Origin of the sequence: Streptomyces sp. AA1529, assembly GCF_000280905.1 — a bacterium.
GTDB lineage: Bacteria > Actinomycetota > Actinomycetes > Streptomycetales > Streptomycetaceae > Streptomyces.
The window spans coordinates 52,883-67,553 of record NZ_ALAP01000008.1 but is presented as its reverse complement, the minus strand read 5'-3'; the positions used below and the strand labels follow the sequence as shown (position 1 = coordinate 67,553).

The window sequence follows — 14,671 nt, the reverse complement described above, 5'->3', positions numbered from 1 at the left end:
GGCCGGGCCGGCGGGGCCGGGCTCACCAGGACCGGCGGGCGGTTTCCAGGGTGTCGAGGTAGCGGCGGTAGCCGTCCTCGTAGAAGGCGACGGCCTCCGCGTCGGCCCGGGCGACCCGGCCGCCGTCCCCGCCCGGCCCGGCGGCCCCGCCACCGTCTCCGCCGGACCCGGCGGAAGCGTCCGCGCCCAGGGCGCGCCAGGCCACCCGCGCGGCGCCGCGGATGCCCACGGCGTCCTCGCGTACGTGCACGTCCCGGCCGAGGACACCGGCGAAGATGCGCCCCCACTCACCGGAGCGGGCGCCGCCGCCGCAGGCGGTGATCGCACCGTCGACGCCGAGGGTCTCCAGGCAGTGCCGGGCCGAGTAGGCCACGGCCTCGCACAGCGCCCGCACCAGGTCGGCGCGGCTGGTCAGCGGGGAGAGCCCGTCGAGCCGCCCGCGGGCGCGGGCGTCCACGAAGGGGGCCCGCTCGCCGCTGGTGGACAGGAACGGCAGCGCCGTGACCCCGGCCGCGCCGTAGGGGGACCGGGCGAGCAGCGCGTCGAGTTCCTCGATCCGCACCCCGAGCATGCCCAGCAGCCAGTCCAGTCCCGCGGTGCCGATCATGGCGGGCATGACCCGCAGATAGCGGTCCTCGTACGGGGTGGCCAGCACCATGCCCGCGGCCTCGTCCCCCGCGCCGGGCGCGGGGTCGGAGCTGAGGACCTGGCAGGCGAGGGTGGTCCCGATGATGAGGTTGCCCTGGCCGACCTGCTCCAGGCCGGAGCCGAATCCGCAGGCGGGGATGTCGAACGGGCCGGCGCTGACCGGAAGCCCGGAGGGGAGTCCGAGTTCCGCGGCGACCTTGGGCAGCAGTCCGAACAGCGCGCCGGGCGGCGCCGGTTCGGCGAGCAGCCCGCGCCAGCGGCTCAGCCCGCACAGTTCCAGGGCCTCGTCGTCGTAGGTGCGGCGGGCCGCGTCCAGGAACGGGACCGAGGCGTCGGACGCGTCGACGGTCCGGGCGCCGGTGAAGCGCTGCGCGATGGCGTCGACGCAGTACCCGGCCACGTCGGCCGCGGCCAGCCGCTCGGGCTCGTGCTCGGCCAGATGCGCGAGGAGCGGACCGGCGGCGCCGGGGAACATTCCGGCCCCGGTGCGCCGGTGGACCTCGCGCGCCGTGCCGTCGGCCGCCCAGGCGTCCAGTACGGGGGCGGCGCGGCCGTCCATCCAGGACAGCGCGCGGCCCACGGGGCGGCCGTCGGCGTCCCGCAGCCACAGCCCGTCCCCCTGGCCGGTGAGCGCGAGGGCTTCGACGGGCTCGTCGGGGGAGAACTGCGCGGCGTCCGCCACGGCCGCCCGTACGACGGTGACGACGGTGCCGATGACCTCGTCCATGTCCTGCTCGACGCGGTTGCCCGGCAGCGTGTACAGCGTGCTGCGGGCCTCGTGCGCCGGGCCGGTGCGCCCGTCGCGGGCGATGAGCTGCGCCTTGGTGACCGAGGTCCCGACGTCGACCCCGACGATCATGACCGCGGTCCTCGCCCTGCGGCCCCGGTGGTCTCGAACACCTCCGGGTTCACGACGAACTCGGGACGCTCCCCGCGCAGGTACGCCGCCGCCTGGGCCGCGGTGACGGCCGCGGCGCGGCCGGCGGTCTGCCGGGTGGCGCCCGCCAGGTGCGGGGTGGTGATGACGTTCGGCGCGCGGTGCAGCGGCCAGTCGGCGGGCGGCGGCTCGACGTCGTACACGTCCAGCGCCAGCGCGCCCAGCCGGCCGGACTCGAGCAGCGCGGGCAGCGGCGCGTAGTCCATGAGTTCGCCGCGCGCCGAGTTGACCAGGACGGCGCCCTCGGGCAGCAGCTTGAGGTTGTCGGCGTTGAGCAGGTGCCGGGTCTCGGGGGTGACCCGGGCGTGCAGGCTGACCACGGAGCTGCGGCGCAGCAGCTCCTCCAGCGCCACCAGTTCCACGCCGTCCGCCTGTGCCTTCGCCGGGTCGGCGTAGGGGTCGGCGACCAGCACCGTGGAGCCGAAGGCGCGCAGCACGCGGGCGACGATCGCGCCGATGGCGCCGTAGCCGACGAGTCCGACGGTGGTGCCGTCCAGCTCGATCCCGGCGTTCTCGATGGCGTAGTAGTCGCCGCGCCAGGTGCCCTTCTTCAGCTCCGCGTCGGAGGCGGGGATGCGGCGCAGCGCGGCGAGCATCAGCCCGAGCGCGAACTCGGCGGCGGCCGCGGCGTTGCGGCCGGGGGCGAAGGTGACCGGGATGCCCGCCCGGGTGGCCGCCGCCACGTCGACGTTGACCGGGCCGCCGCGGGCCACCGAGATCAGCTCCAGGTTCGGCGCCTCGCGGATCACCCGCTCGGTGAACGGTGCCATCTGGACGAGCGCGACCCGGGCGTCGCCGAGCGCTTCGAGCAGCTCGTCCTCGGTGCCGCTGGCCTCCTTGACGTTGCCGACCGGGCCGAAGGGAGTGTGCGGCCACGGGGTGGTCTGGGTGCGGAACTCCAGCCGGACGCCGGGCGCCGTCTCCCGCAGGGCTGTCTCCAGCGCGTCGACGAAGAGCCCGGGGGCGATGAAGTGGTCGCCGGAGGCCAGCACTCGGGTCGGCTCGGCTGTCGGGTCCGTCATGCCGGGTCTCCTTCCTGGAGCGGGGCGCCCTCCGTGAGCCGGGAGAGCAGGTAGCGGCGTACGTCGTCGTGGTCGGACGAGGCGTGGGCGGCCCCGGCCAGGGCGTCCTCGGCCGGCGGGTAGCCGGGGTTGGGGATGGCGACGACCGTCATCCCGGCTGCCGCCGCGGCCCGCAGTCCGTTGCTGGAGTCCTCGACCGCCAGGCAGTCCGCCGCGGGGACGCCGAGTTTGTCGGCGGCCGCCAGGTAGACGTCCGGGCTGGGCTTGCCGCGCGGGACCTCGGCGCTGGAGACGGTGGCCTTGAAGTGGTGGTCGACTCCATGGTGCGCGAGGACGGCGTCGATCACGCGGCGCGGCGCGGACGAGGCGAGTGCGATCGGGCCGCGGGCCGCGGTGTCGGCGATCATCGCGCGGGCGCCGGTCAGCAGCTCGATCTCGCCGTCCTCGAGCGCCTTGATCATGCCGTCCACGACGGTGCGCTCGGTGTCGGGGGCGCTGTCGCCCGCACCGGCGAACTCGGTGAGGAAGGCGGCCCACTCCGGGGCGCTCATCCCCTGGCAGCTCTTGGTCTGCTCGGGTCCCCACTGCTTGCCTCGCTCGGCGGCGAACGCGGTCCACAGCCGCTCCCAGAGATGCTCGCTCTCGACGAGCACTCCGTCCATGTCAAACACCACTGCATCGGCCACGGCCGGAACTCCTCACCTTCGGCTCCCTGAAAATTAACACTGGTTCTGTTATCTGTCACTCATCACTTGGTACGGGCATCGGGGGCGGTGTGAGGCCGCCGACGGCCTGCGGACCGGAACGCACGGTACGGGGTGCAGGATGGTCCCCATGACCGCCCACTCAGCGGCGCGCGCGGCGCGCCAGAAGCGTCAGCAGCAGATCGTCGACCACGTGCTGGCCAAGGGTGACGCCTCGGTGGCGGAGCTGACGGAGCTGACCGGCGTCAGCGTGATGACCGTGCACCGGGACATCGCCGAACTCGCCGACCGCGGCATCCTGCGCAAATACCACGGCGGGGTCTCGGCCCAGCCCTCCACCGTCTTCGAGTCCAGCTCGGACTTCCGGCTGCACGCGCACACGGGCGAGAAGGAGGCGCTGGCCAGGGCCGCGCTGGAGTTCGTGGCGCCCGGGATGTCGCTGATGCTGGACGACTCGACCACCGCGCTCGCCTTCGCGAAGCTGCTGCCGCAGGTGGGACCGCTGACCGTGGTGACGAACTACCGGCTGATCACCGAGGAGCTGCGGCACGTGGAGGACGTGCGGCTGATCGCGATCGGCGGCGAGTACTCGCGCACCCACGACTCCTGGATCGGGCTCTCCGCACTGGAGATGATCAAGAGTTTCTCGGTGGACCTGACCGTCGTCTCCACCTCCGCGATCACCGGCACCATGACCTACCACCAGGAGCAGGAGATCGTCGCGCTCAAGCGTGCGATGCGGGAGTCCGGCTCGGTGAGCATGCTGCTGATGGACCACAGCAAGGTCGGCCGCAGCGCCCTGCATCGGCTGGACCCCGTGCAGGAGTTCGACCACGTGGTGCTGTCCCGGCCGGTCGAGGACGACCTGGTGGCGGAGCTGCGCAAGCTGACGGACGTGCGGGTGGTGCCGGCCTAGCGGGCGTCCGGCCGGGCAGCCGGCGGGCGGGTGCCGGGTGGGTGCCGGGTGGGTGCCGGGTGACGGTCGCCGGAGGGGCCGCCCCCGGGCCCCGGTGCGGCTACCGAGCCGAGCCGCGCTGTTACGCAGTAACGAACTTGACCGTTACTTTTAACATAGCTCTTGATATTTCTCGGAGCCGGGCTGAGGATCTGCGGTGCACCAACCGGATACCTCAGAGCGGAGGCCCCCCGATGACGGATCCAGCGAACCGAGCTGCCGAGAGAGGGCTACTCGATCGCATAGGGCTGCCGAAACCCCTGGTCCTCGGCTATGTCGGCGTACTGCTGTTCATGATCGGCGACGGCGTCGAGAGCGGCTTCATCGCGCCCTACATGGCCGACCACGGCGCGGGCACCGATGTGAAGGCCGGCTACGTCATCACCGCCTACGGCGTCGCCGTGATGCTGGCCTCCTGGTTCTCCGGCGCGCTCTCCCAGGTGTGGGGCCCGCGCAAGGTGATGTGGGTCGGCCTGGCCATCTGGGCCGTCTTCGACGCGCTCTACCTGCTCTTCGCACTCGGCACCGAGAACTACCCGATGATGCTGATCCTCTACGGCATCCGGGGCTTCGGCTATCCGCTCTTCGCCTTCGGGTTCCTGGTCTGGATCACCGGCAGCGCCCCCAAGGCCCGGCTGGGCACCGCCGTGGGCTGGTTCTACTTCGCCTTCACCGGCGGCCTGCCCACCCTCGGCTCCCTCTGGTCCAGCTTCACCATCCCCGCCATCGGCGAACTGGGCACCCTGTGGACCGCGCTCGGCCTCATCCTGGTCGGCGGCGCCATCGCGCTGGTCGGCGCCAAGCGGCGGGAGGGCGGCGACCGGCTGGCCGACCCCGGCGTCACCACGGGCGAGTCCCTGTTCAACAGCGTCTCGATCATCTGGACCCACCCGCGCGTGCTGGTCGGCTGCCTGGTGCGGATCATCAACACGGCGCCCGAGTTCGGCATGCTCGTCTACCTGCCGCGGATCTTCTCCGACGACGTCGGCTTCGGCACCGACAAGTGGCTCCAGCTGCTGGCGATCATCTACGGCACCAACATCTTCTTCAACCTGATCTTCGGAGCCGTCTCGGACAAGATCGGCTGGCGCACGACCATCGCCACCTTCGGCGCCCTGGGCTGCGCGATCAGCGTGACGGTGCTGTACTTCGTGCCGACCTGGCTCGGCCCCGACTACTACTGGGTCGCCGTGCTCGCCGGGATGCTCTACGGCGCCACGCTGGCGGGCTTCGTCCCCATCTCGGCGCTGATCCCCAACATGGCCCCCGACAACAAGGGCGGCTCCATGGCGCTCCTCAACCTCGGCGCGGGCGGCGCCGCCTTCGTGGGCCCGGCCGTCGCCTCGCTGTTCCTGCCGCTCGTCGGCGCCGGGGGCGTGACGATCGTCTTCCTCGTCCTCTACCTGATCGCCATGGTGCTGACCTTCTTCCTGAAGATGCCGGAGGAGCAGAGCGGCCCCGGCACCCCGGATCCCGCCGCGGCTCCGGACAAGAGTTCGGCTCCCACACCCGCCTAGGGTCCGCCGCCCGGACGGCAGACCCACGGATCCTCCGCTGCGGCCGCCGCCGCTGCCCCTCTCCGACGAGGGGCAGCGGCGGCGGCCGGCCGCGTCTCAGTCCCCGTCGATCCGGTACCGGAAAGCCACCTCCACCGCCTTCTCGCCCTCACGGACCTCGTAGTCGCCGGTGCCGGTCAGGCCGGTCAGCGCCGCGGTGCCCGAGCCCGGGACGACCTCGAAGGCGCAGCGGATGACGCCCTCCCGGTCGAAGGTGCCGCGCTGCTGGACGGCGAAGGAACCCTCCCGCCCGTCGACCGAGCCGGTCAGCAGCTCCGTACCGCAGAAGGAGCCGTCGCCCCCGGCCGTGTAGGTGAGCACGTACTGGCATGTGGTGCCCACCGCCTGGATGCCCCCGCTGTAGTCGTTGACGACGGCGGCGTGCGCGAGGCGGGGGCTGCGGTCGGCGTCGGTGACGTCCTTCTCGTCCCAGGAGGAGCCGGTGAAGACGGCGGTGGTGGTGCGCTCGGCCATGAGAAAGCCTTTCGGTGGACGGTGGTGCTCGGTGTCCGGTCATCCTGGCGGCCGTACCTGACATCTTGTGTCAGGTACCGGAACCGGCAGCGGGAGAATGTGCCGCATGCGCGCCGACCGGCTTCTCTCGCTGCTCCTCCTGCTGCAGAACCGCGGCCGGATGACGGCACCCGAACTCGCCACCGAGCTGGATGTCTCCGTGCGCACCGTCTACCGGGACATCGAGGCGCTCAGCGGCGCGGGCGTCCCCGTGCACGCCGACCGCGGCCCGGCGGGCGGCTTCCGCCTGCTGGCCGGGTACCGCACCCGGCTCACCGGACTGACCGGCTCCGAGGCGGGCTCCCTCTTCCTTTCCGGACTCCCGGGCCCGGTGCGGGAACTGGGGCTCGGAGCCGTGCTGGCGACCGCGCAGCTCAAGGTGCGCGCCGCGCTCCCCGCACCGCTCGCCGAGCACAGCCGGCTGGTCCAGGACCGGTTCCACCTGGACGCGCCCGCCTGGTTCCGGGACCCGGACCCGGTGCCGTTCCTGCCGACGGTCGCCCGCTCCGTGTGGGAACAGCGGGAGCTGCGGGTGCGCTACCGGCGCTGGCGCGGCGAGGCACGGCGCACGCTGCGCCCGCTGGGCATCGTCCTCAAGGGCGGCATCTGGTACGCGGTGGCGGTGACCGCCGAGCCGGACACCGAGCCGGACACCGAGCCGGACACCGAGCCGGTCGGGGAGCCGGACGGAGAGCGGGTGGCCGCGGGCAGGGAGGCAGCCGCAGGGGCGGGACCCGCGGACGGCGGAAGCCCGGCCCGGGGCACCGCGGACGGCGGCACAGCCGACGAGGGCGGTTTGCCGGGGAACGTGCGCACCTACCGGATCTCCCGGCTGCTGGAGGCCGCACTCGGCGACGATGTCTTCGAGCGGCCTGCGGGCTTCGACCTGGCCGCCTCCTGGGAGGCGTCGGCCCGCCGGCTGGAGGAGCTGCTCCGCCGGTACACCGCCCTGGTCCGGCTCTCCCCCGCGGGTCTGCGGCTGCTCCCGGCGAAGTTCGGCGCATCCGGTGAGCGTGCGCTGGAGCGGGCGGGACCGCCCGACGCGGACGGATGGGTGGAGGTCGAGCTGGCCGTGGAATCGCAGCCGGTCGCCGTCTCCGATCTGCTCGGCCTGGGTGCCGAGGCGGAGGTGGTGGGGCCGCCCGCACTGCGCGCCGCCATGGTCGACGCCGTCCGGGCGCTCTCGGCCCGCTACCCGTCCGGGGCCTGACGGCCGGCCGGGCGCTCCGCGGGGCCGCTCAGCCCTGCCCCGCCATCAGCCGCACCACCGCGACCAGCGCGGCGCGCTGCGCGGCGCCGGGGTAGGGGTCGGGGTCGGCCGCTCCTTCGGCGGCGTCTCCTCCGGCGGTTCCCCCCACGTCGTCGGCTCCGTCCGCACCGCCGTCCCCGGGGACGAGCATGCGGGCCACCTGCGGAAGGGTGAAGAAGGACGCCGTCAGCGCGATGACGGCGTGGGTGAGGGCGCCGGGTGCGGCGCCGGTGGTCAGCGCGCCCGCGCGCTGGGCCTCGGCGAGGGCCGCGGCCTTCTCCCGGTAGCGCCCGGTGCGTTCGGCCTCGGAGACCACCCGGTCCTGGTACTGGAGTCCCTCCCAGGCAAGCAGCCGGGCCAGATGCGGGTGGTCGCGGTGGTAGTCGAAGAGCCGGCCCGCGTAGTCGCCCAGATCGGCGGCCTGGTCGCCGTCGAGCGGCACGGCGGCCGCCACCCGCTCCAGTTCGCTCCGCAGCACGGCGACGAACAGCTGCTCCTTGCTGCCGAAGTACTGGTAGATGCGCTCCTTGTTGATCGCGGCCCGGGCCGCGATCCGGGCGATGCGGGCGCCTTCGGGGCCGCATGCGGCGAATTCCTCCACGGCCGCGTCGAGGAGGCGCTGCTTGGTGCGTGCGGTGTCCCAGGCCATGGGGACAGCCTAACCGAGAACTCCAACCAAATGGTTGGACACCGGAGGCCCGGGGTGCCAAACTCCAACCAGACGGTTGGAATTCTGGTCCGCCCGGACCCCGCCGTCCCGCTCCAGCCCTCTCTCGCGCCCAGGAGGAAGCATGTCCGTCACTCCCCCGCCCGCATCCGCTCCGTCCACGCACCGCCGGGCACTGATCACCTGGCTCGCCGTCTACCCGACCATCACCGTCACCCTCGGAGTGCTCGGACCGCCCACCGCGACCCTGCCGCTCCCGGTGCGGACGCTGATCCTCACGCTGATCGTCGTACCGGTCGCCACCTACGCCCTGATACCGGCACTGCTCCGGACGAACGCCCGGCTGAGCGGCGCGGCGGCCCCCTCGCCCGCGCCGCGGCGATGACCTGTTGCGCCTACTGACTTATGCATCAGTCAGTAGGCGCAACACCCAGAAATATCGGAATAGAACCGAGCGAAAAGCACACCGCTCATTGCGGTTATCTCAACACTCTCGTACGGTGGCCCGCATGCCGAACACAGCGGGCGACCGGATCCAGGACGGTGCGGGCGAGATCGCCGAGCGCGTCCGCGAGGTCCTCGAAGCCACCGGATGCAGCCAGCGGGAGTTCGCCCGGCGCATCGTGATGGACCCCTCGAAGCTCTCCCGCTCGCTCGGCGGCTCGCGCCGCTTCACCGTGGCCGAGCTGGCCCGGATCGCCGACGCGGGCCGGGTCGACGCCGGCTGGCTGCTGGGCTCCGGCGGCGCCGCGGTCACCGCGCCCGACGCACCGAAGCCCCCGAGCGCCGCACCGGCTCCCGGCGGCGGGACACGGACCGCCGTGCTCCCGGCCGCCGGACGACCGCTGCAGATCGTGCGCGAGACGGTGCGGCTGATCGCGGAACACGGCTTCCACGCCGTACGGGTGGCCGACATCGCCGCCGCCTGCGACACCAGCACCGCCGCGATCCACTACCACTTCCCCGGCCGCGCCGAACTGCTGGAGGCGGCGGTGCGCTGGTGCATGGACGAGGACACCGCCAGCCGCGCGACCCGGATCTCCGAGACCGGGGCCACCGAGGACGCCGCCGCCGAACTGGCCGAACTCCTCGCCCTGCAGACCCCGCGGACCGAACAGCAGCGACGCCAGTGGCTGGTGTGGCTGGACCTGTGGGCCGAGGCGGCGCGCTCCACCGCCATCGGACGGCTGCACGTCGAGTACTACCGGCAGTGGCGCAGCACCGTCGCCGACGTCGTACGGCGCGGCATCGCGCAGGGCGTCTTCCGCAGCGTCGACCCCGAGTCCAGCGCGCTGCGGCTCACCGCCCTCGTCGACGGGCTGGCCTCGCAGGTGCTGGCCAGCGCCGCCGGCGCCGAGGACGGGACCGGCCCGGACGACATGCACGCGGCGCTGCTCGCGTACGTACGCACCGAACTGCTCGCCCCGACCGCCGACTGACGACACCCGGCCCGCGGCCGACGCCGACCGACGCCGACAGACACAGACACAGACATAGACAGACCCGCCCTTCCCCCCGGAGGTATCACCGTGCCCATCACCGAGAACGTCATCATCACCGCCGCCCTCACCGGCGCCGGTGACACCGTCGGGCGCAGCCCGCACGTGCCCGTCACCCCCGAGCAGATAGCCGCCTCGGCGGTCGAGGCCGCCGAGGCCGGCGCCGCCGTCGTGCACATCCACGTCCGCGACCCGCAGACCGGTGCGCCCTCGCGGGACCGGAAGCTGTACCGCGAGGTGCTGGAGCGGATCAAGGAGACCGGTACCGACGTCGTCATCAACCTGACCGCCGGGATGGGCGGCGACCTGGTGCTCGACGCCGACCAGCCGCTGGAGAAGGGCGCGCTGGACGGTACGGACCTGGTGGGCGGCCTGGACCGGCTGCCGCACGTGGAGGACCTGCTGCCGGACATCTGCACCCTGGACTGCGGGTCGCTCAACTTCGGCGACCAGCTCTACATCTCCACCACGGAGATGCTGCGCAAGGGTGCGCGCCGGATCCAGGAGCTCGGCGTCAAGCCGGAGCTGGAGATCTTCGACACCGGGCAGCTCTGGTTCGCCAAGCAGCTGCTGGAGGAGGGGCTGCTGGACCAGCCGACCCTCTTCCAGCTGTGCATGGGCATCCCGTGGGGCGCACCGGCCGACCCGGGCGTGCTCCAGTCCATGGTCAACTTCCTGCCGCCGAACGCGCAGTGGGCCTCCTTCGCACTGGGCCGGATGCAGATGCCGTGGGTCGCGCAGTCGATCCTGCTCGGCGGGAACGTGCGGGTCGGGCTGGAGGACAACCTCTACCTGAGCCGCGGGGTCAAGGCGACCAACGGGCAGCTCGTGGAACGTGCCGTGCAGATCACCGAGTCCCTCGGCGCCACGGTCGCCTCCCCCGACGAGGCCCGGGCCCGGCTGGGGCTCAAGCCCCGCACCGCCTGAGCGGTCGCACCACCTCCCCGGCGCCGGCGGATTCCGCCCGCCCCTCCCGCACCGGCGGACCCCTCCCCGACGGCGGCCCCGCCGAACCTCCTCCCCACCCCCAAGGAGCACCCTGATGAGCACCCCTCCGACCGACGTGTCCCGTGTGACGTGCGTCGGCGCCGGCGTCATAGGCGGCGGCTGGGTCGCGCACTTCCTCGCGCGCGGCTACGACGTGACCGCCTGGGACCCCGCGCCCGACGCACCCGAGAAGCTGCGCCGCCTGGTGGACGCCGCCTGGCCCGCGCTCACCCGGCTGGGCCTCGCCGAGGGCGCCTCCCCGGAGCGGCTCCGGTTCGCCGCCACCCTCGAAGAAGCCTGCGCGGACGCGCAGTTCGTGCAGGAGAGCGCACCGGAGAAGCTGGAGCTCAAGCGCGGCCTGCTGGCCGAGCTGGACGCGGCGACGCCCGAGGGCGTCGTCATCGCCTCCTCCACGTCGGGCTACCCGATGACCGACATGCAGACCGAGGCTGCACATCCCGAGCGGCTGCTGGTGGGCCACCCGTTCAACCCGCCCTATCTGATCCCGCTGGTGGAGGTGGTCGGCGGCGAGCGCACCGACCGGTCGGCCGTCGAGTGGGCGTCGCGGTTCTACGAGGCGGCCGGCAAGTCGGTGATCACGATGGAGCGGGAGCTGCCCGGTTTCATCGCCAACCGGCTGCAGGAGGCGCTGTGGCGGGAGGCGCTGCACATGGTCGCCAACGGCGAGGCGACGGTGCGGGAGATCGACGACTCGATCACCGAGGGCCCCGGGCTGCGCTGGGCGTTCATGGGTCCCTGCCTGACGTTCGCACTCGCGGGCGGCGAAGGGGGCATGGGCCATATGCTCGACCACTTCGGGCCGTCCCTGAAGTCGCCGTGGACCAGGCTGGAGGCGCCCGAACTGGACCGCGCGCTGCGGGACGCGATGGTGGCGGGCTGCGAGGAGGCCGCCGCCGGGCGCAGCATCGCCGACCTGGTCGCCGAGCGGGACCGGGGCGTCATCGACGTGCTGCGGGCCACCGGCCGGCTCCCCGGCGAGGCGTCCGCATGACCCGGCTCCCGCTCTTCGAGCAGACCGTGCGCCCCGAGTGGATCGACTACAACGGCCATCTGAGCGAGGCCTTCTACGTCCTGGTCTTCGGCCACGCCACCGACGCGATGATGGACGAGGTCGGTCTGGGGCCGGCCTACCGGGAGGACACCGGTTGCTCCCTCTACACCGTCGAGGCACATGTCCGGTACCTGGACGAGGTCGCGGACGGCGCCTCGCTGACGGTGCGTACCCGCGTCCTCGGCGCCGCCGGGAAGAAGCTGCGCCTCACGCACGAGATGTCCGTCGGGGAGCACACGGTCGCCACGATCGAGCTGTTCGCGCTGCACGTCGGCGCCGAGGGCAGCACGCCCTTCCCCGAGGCGGTCCGCACCCGCCTGGACGCGCTCGTCGAGGAACCCCCGGAGTGGGCGGGGCGCGCCGTCGCTCCGGTCGGCCGCGCCGGGTGATGTTGACGATCCGGGGCGCGAATCCCACAATGAGCGGCATGGTCGCGCACTCCACTTCCCCGCTCGGACGCCACGGCGTCCCGTGGCGGCGCGGGTGCGAGCGATCCGGTCTCTAGGTGTGACCCCTGCTCCCGGAGGGAGCGACGGCGGCCGCGCGCCCGCGCGGCCGGGTACGACGGCCGCGTGCGGACGCGGCCGGTACGTCCACCACGCGTTCGACCGGATCCGCTGGAGGATCGATCATGAGCATCACCACCCCCGACCAGACTCCCGACCAGAGCGCAGCGCTGCGTGACGCCCGCGTCCCCGAAGGGGGCCTCTACGAAGGCGTGCGCATCCTGCGGCCCTTCGCCGAGGACTGGGAGGAGCGGCCCTACGAGCTGATCGAGGTCGTGCCGCAGACCCGCGTCATCGGCGCGGAGATCCGCGGCGCCGACCTGTCCCGTCCGCTGAGCCCCGCGCTGCGCGAGGAGCTGAACCGGGCGCTGCTGGAGTGGAAGGTCCTCTTCTTCCGCGGCGCCGGCCTCACCCCCGAGCAGCAGGCCGGCTTCGCCCGGAACTGGGGCGACCTGGAGACCAATCCGCTGCTGGCCCGCGGGTCGAGCGACGAGATCGTCCGGTTCGAGAAGGGGGCGGCGGCGCGGCCCACGTACGAGAACGTGTGGCACACCGACGTCACCTTCCGGGAGCGCCCGGCCCTGGGCGCGGTGCTCCAACTGCGTGAGGTGCCCCCGCTGGGCGGGCACACCATGTGGGCGGACATGGCCGCGGCCTACGACAACCTGCCCACCCGGATCCGGGAGCGGATCGACGGGGCCACCGCGGTGCACGACTTCATCCCCGGGTTCGCACGGTTCACCTCGGCCGAGCGGCTGGCCGAACTCCAGGAGGAGTTCCCGCCGGTCGAGCACCCGGTGGTGCGCACCCACCCGGAGACCGGCCGCCGGATGCTGTTCGTGAACACCTCGTTCACCACCCACATCGTGGGGATGGAGCGCGAGGAGAGCGACCGGCTGCTGGCCGAACTGGTCCGCCAAGCGCACGTTCCCGAGTACCAGGTGCGCTTCGCCTGGCAGCCCGGCGACATCGCGTTCTGGGACAACCGGGCGACCCAGCACTACGCCCTGTTCGACTACGCGCCGCACCGCCGGGTGGCCGAGCGGGTGGCGATCGTCGGCGACCGGCCGTTCTGAGCCACCCCCCGCAACCGCTTCGCCCGCCTCTCTTCCACCGGAGAGGCGGGCGAAGCCCTGTCCGGGCGTCGGCCGTGGCGCGGCCGGGCGCCGGACGGGACGGTCAGCCGTCGGCCGGGACGCGGACCTCGTCCCGGATGTCGTTCACGCGGTCCGCCCACGCCTCCAGGTCCACCTTCTTCGGGTCGACTCCGTAGGTGTCGATGGCGTCCTTGGCGACGTAGGCGGCGGTGCCCGGGTCGCTCCAGGCGCAGACGGGAATCGTCAGCTTCCGGCCCGCCTGCGACTTGACCAGTACCTCGCAGGTCAGCGGGTCGCCACCGGTGGGTGTGATGTCGCGGCGCTTGACGGCCACCGACATCGCCGAGCCCGACTCCATGCCGTCCATCATCTGGTTCTTGGACATCTCGGGGTTGCCGTAGTCCTCGCCGGTGGCCGCTCCGTACAGCAGCCGGGAGCTGCCGGAGGGGTTGGCGTAGGAGCCCAGATGGGCCTCCTCGCCCGGCTGTCCGGGGTCGACCGAGTCGCTGAGGTCCTTCTTGAGGCGGTACTGGCCGTCATCCAGCGTCTTCGGGAACTTCAGCTCGTAGGTGGTAGCCGACGGGCTCGGTGCCGGGTCCTGGGAGGAGGAGTCGTCGGTGGGCTCCTCGGAGGCCGAGTCGGACTTCTCGGGCTTCACCTTGTCGTCGGCCGCGTCGTCCTTGTCGTCGGATCCGCCCGAGAGCACCAGCAGCGTGCCCGCGACAGCCAGGGCGACCACCAGCACGGCGGCCACGACGATGCCGACGACCTTGTTGCTGCGGTTCGGCGGGGGCGGCGGCGGGCTTCCGTAGGGCGCGGGGAAGCCGGGCTGGCCGCCGGGCTGGCCGAAGCCGCCCGGAGCCCCGGGGCCGCCGGGATTGCCGGGGGGCTGGCCGAAACCGCCGCCCTGCGGCTGCCCGTAGCCGCCGCCTTGCGGCTGCCCGTAGGCACCGCCCTGGGGCTGCCCTTGGCCACCGCCCTGCGGCTGACCGTAGGCATTGCCCTGGGGCTGCCCTTGGCCGCCGCTCTGCGGCTGACCGTAGGCATTGCCCTGGGGCTGCCCTTGGCCACCGCCTTGCGGCTGTGCAGGACCGCCGTCCTGCGGCTGTCCGTAGCCTCCCGCGGACGGAGGGCCGAAGCCGCCACCGTCCTGGGGCTGGTTCGGCGGCTGCGGGGGTGTCGTCATCCCGTGTCCCTCCTGCGAGGGAGGCGTACCCCGTCCCCCGACCGTGCTCGTGCCCGACGCTCGGTTCACGGTA

At 73.0% G+C, this 14,671-nt stretch carries 15 protein-coding genes; 9 read left to right on the top strand and 6 right to left on the bottom strand.

All coding sequences use genetic code 11. The annotated features are described in order from the left end of the window. Window positions 1–22: 22 nt before the first annotated feature. From A949_RS0101045 to A949_RS0101035, 3 genes are read right to left on the bottom strand one after another with little or no spacing between them, the layout of a single operon-like run. On the bottom strand, window positions 23–1,507 hold the full coding sequence (locus A949_RS0101045) for an FGGY-family carbohydrate kinase (protein WP_019354153.1): 1,485 nt from the start codon (window positions 1,505–1,507) through the stop codon (window positions 23–25). Further along, window positions 1,504–2,607, bottom strand: a complete 1,104-nt coding sequence (locus A949_RS0101040; RefSeq protein ID WP_019354152.1) for a 2-hydroxyacid dehydrogenase — start codon at window positions 2,605–2,607, stop codon at window positions 1,504–1,506. Before A949_RS0101040 ends, A949_RS0101045 begins: the two co-directional genes overlap by 4 nt. After that, on the bottom strand, window positions 2,604–3,293 hold the full coding sequence (locus tag A949_RS0101035; protein WP_026004228.1) for an HAD family hydrolase: 690 nt from the start codon (window positions 3,291–3,293) through the stop codon (window positions 2,604–2,606). The genes A949_RS0101040 and A949_RS0101035 overlap by 4 nt, the downstream gene beginning before the upstream one ends. A 148-nt stretch (window positions 3,294–3,441) precedes the next feature. Between A949_RS0101035 and A949_RS0101030 the strand changes: the two genes are divergently transcribed. After that, complete coding sequence (locus A949_RS0101030) at window positions 3,442–4,227, top strand: DeoR/GlpR family DNA-binding transcription regulator (protein ID WP_019354150.1); 786 nt, start codon at window positions 3,442–3,444, stop codon at window positions 4,225–4,227. Window positions 4,228–4,460: 233 nt separating this feature from the next. Then, entirely contained in the window at window positions 4,461–5,783 is a 1,323-nt protein-coding gene (locus A949_RS0101025; RefSeq protein ID WP_019354149.1) for an MFS transporter, read from the top strand. 96 nt (window positions 5,784–5,879) lie between these two features. Here A949_RS0101025 and A949_RS0101020 read toward each other — a convergent pair whose 3' ends face one another. Beyond that, window positions 5,880–6,296, bottom strand: a complete 417-nt coding sequence (locus tag A949_RS0101020; protein WP_019354148.1) for a DUF3224 domain-containing protein — start codon at window positions 6,294–6,296, stop codon at window positions 5,880–5,882. A 106-nt stretch (window positions 6,297–6,402) separates the two neighbouring features. Between A949_RS0101020 and A949_RS36005 the strand changes: the two genes are divergently transcribed. Next, a complete protein-coding gene (locus tag A949_RS36005) occupies window positions 6,403–7,545 on the top strand; it encodes a helix-turn-helix transcriptional regulator (RefSeq protein ID WP_019354147.1) in 1,143 nt (380 codons plus the stop codon). A 28-nt stretch (window positions 7,546–7,573) separates the two neighbouring features. Here A949_RS36005 and A949_RS32010 read toward each other — a convergent pair whose 3' ends face one another. After that, a complete protein-coding gene (locus A949_RS32010) occupies window positions 7,574–8,233 on the bottom strand; it encodes a TetR family transcriptional regulator (protein ID WP_019354146.1) in 660 nt (219 codons plus the stop codon). 142 nt (window positions 8,234–8,375) lie between these two features. Between A949_RS32010 and A949_RS32005 the strand changes: the two genes are divergently transcribed. From A949_RS32005 to A949_RS0100980, 6 genes are all read left to right on the top strand, one after another. Then, entirely contained in the window at window positions 8,376–8,636 is a 261-nt protein-coding gene (locus A949_RS32005; RefSeq protein WP_019354145.1) for a hypothetical protein, read from the top strand. Window positions 8,637–8,760: 124 nt separating this feature from the next. Further along, window positions 8,761–9,690 (top strand): TetR/AcrR family transcriptional regulator, encoded by a 930-nt coding sequence (locus A949_RS0101000; RefSeq protein ID WP_019354144.1) that lies wholly within the window; start codon window positions 8,761–8,763, stop codon window positions 9,688–9,690. 90 nt (window positions 9,691–9,780) lie between these two features. Then, on the top strand, window positions 9,781–10,677 hold the full coding sequence (locus A949_RS0100995) for a 3-keto-5-aminohexanoate cleavage protein (RefSeq protein WP_019354143.1): 897 nt from the start codon (window positions 9,781–9,783) through the stop codon (window positions 10,675–10,677). A 115-nt stretch (window positions 10,678–10,792) separates the two neighbouring features. Beyond that, window positions 10,793–11,749, top strand: a complete 957-nt coding sequence (locus A949_RS0100990) for a 3-hydroxyacyl-CoA dehydrogenase NAD-binding domain-containing protein (RefSeq protein WP_019354142.1) — start codon at window positions 10,793–10,795, stop codon at window positions 11,747–11,749. Then, window positions 11,746–12,198 carry a thioesterase family protein gene (locus tag A949_RS0100985; protein ID WP_019354141.1) on the top strand — a complete coding sequence of 151 codons (453 nt, stop codon included), beginning with the start codon at window positions 11,746–11,748 and terminating at the stop codon, window positions 12,196–12,198. The genes A949_RS0100990 and A949_RS0100985 overlap by 4 nt, the downstream gene beginning before the upstream one ends. 242 nt (window positions 12,199–12,440) lie before the next feature. Next, the gene (locus A949_RS0100980) at window positions 12,441–13,391 is read left to right on the top strand and encodes a TauD/TfdA dioxygenase family protein (RefSeq protein ID WP_019354140.1); all 951 of its coding nucleotides are present in this window, start codon (window positions 12,441–12,443) and stop codon (window positions 13,389–13,391) included. A 103-nt stretch (window positions 13,392–13,494) separates the two neighbouring features. Here A949_RS0100980 and A949_RS0100975 read toward each other — a convergent pair whose 3' ends face one another. After that, complete coding sequence (locus tag A949_RS0100975; protein ID WP_019354139.1) at window positions 13,495–14,598, bottom strand: hypothetical protein; 1,104 nt, start codon at window positions 14,596–14,598, stop codon at window positions 13,495–13,497. Window positions 14,599–14,671 lie beyond the last annotated feature (73 nt).

Bases quoted from the DNA above. Each gene is read 5' to 3' on its own strand.
- A949_RS0101045 (WP_019354153.1), bottom strand. From the start codon at position 1,507: ATGATCGTCGGGGTCGACGTCGGGACCTCGGTCACCAAGGCGCAGCTC.
- A949_RS0101020 (WP_019354148.1), bottom strand. From the start codon at position 6,296: ATGGCCGAGCGCACCACCACCGCCGTCTTCACCGGCTCCTCCTGGGAC.
- A949_RS0101030 (WP_019354150.1), top strand. From the start codon at position 3,442: ATGACCGCCCACTCAGCGGCGCGCGCGGCGCGCCAGAAGCGTCAGCAG.
- A949_RS32010 (WP_019354146.1), bottom strand. From the start codon at position 8,233: ATGGCCTGGGACACCGCACGCACCAAGCAGCGCCTCCTCGACGCGGCC.
- A949_RS32005 (WP_019354145.1), top strand. From the start codon at position 8,376: ATGTCCGTCACTCCCCCGCCCGCATCCGCTCCGTCCACGCACCGCCGG.
- A949_RS0101040 (WP_019354152.1), bottom strand. From the start codon at position 2,607: ATGACGGACCCGACAGCCGAGCCGACCCGAGTGCTGGCCTCCGGCGAC.
- A949_RS0100985 (WP_019354141.1), top strand. From the start codon at position 11,746: ATGACCCGGCTCCCGCTCTTCGAGCAGACCGTGCGCCCCGAGTGGATC.
- A949_RS0100980 (WP_019354140.1), top strand. From the start codon at position 12,441: ATGAGCATCACCACCCCCGACCAGACTCCCGACCAGAGCGCAGCGCTG.
- A949_RS0100975 (WP_019354139.1), bottom strand. From the start codon at position 14,598: ATGACGACACCCCCGCAGCCGCCGAACCAGCCCCAGGACGGTGGCGGC.
- A949_RS0101025 (WP_019354149.1), top strand. From the start codon at position 4,461: ATGACGGATCCAGCGAACCGAGCTGCCGAGAGAGGGCTACTCGATCGC.
- A949_RS0100990 (WP_019354142.1), top strand. From the start codon at position 10,793: ATGAGCACCCCTCCGACCGACGTGTCCCGTGTGACGTGCGTCGGCGCC.
- A949_RS36005 (WP_019354147.1), top strand. From the start codon at position 6,403: ATGCGCGCCGACCGGCTTCTCTCGCTGCTCCTCCTGCTGCAGAACCGC.
- A949_RS0101000 (WP_019354144.1), top strand. From the start codon at position 8,761: ATGCCGAACACAGCGGGCGACCGGATCCAGGACGGTGCGGGCGAGATC.